Origin of the sequence: Shewanella sp. 10N.286.45.A1 (assembly GCF_041470405.1) — a bacterium.
In the GTDB taxonomy this organism is placed as follows: Bacteria; Pseudomonadota; Gammaproteobacteria; order Enterobacterales; family Shewanellaceae; genus Shewanella.
The window spans coordinates 1-424 of record NZ_JBFRMK010000460.1; the positions used below are offsets into that span (position 1 = coordinate 1).

At 33.7% G+C, this 424-nt stretch carries 1 protein-coding gene; it reads right to left on the minus strand.

The features are described 5' to 3' along the window. On the minus strand, positions 1-280 hold a 280-nt coding region (locus AB4238_RS22405; protein ID WP_372035845.1), incomplete at its 3' end, for a hypothetical protein. Positions 281-424: the final 144 nt, after the last annotated feature.

Consider the following 424-nt stretch of genomic DNA (forward strand, 5'->3'; position numbering starts at 1 on the left):
CTATTAAATTAATTAAATAAGTTAAAGGCTTAGGCAGGTTTTTATAAGCTTTTAAACTGTGACGATACCTGTTTATGTGTTTAAAGGAGTAGTGGTTAAATATTGACGCTAAAACGATACAAGTAATTGGTAATAAGTATTTAAAGTTACCTGAGTAAGGAGCTTCGATACCAATATTAAACAGTACGATTGTTGATATTGACCACAAGTAAAAGGTTGAACCAAATATTACTAGAAAGGCAGCTTTTTCATGATTTTTTGAGCTACTCTTCCAGTGCATAATTGAGTTACATAACCCAATATGTATCATCCTTAATATCAATTTAACTCCAATCCTCTATAGGCATATAACGCCTCATTAAGCGGCGTGAAATAGTTGGCTAAAATGTGAAGCGGAGCGGAACCAGCCAACTGTTATTTGTCC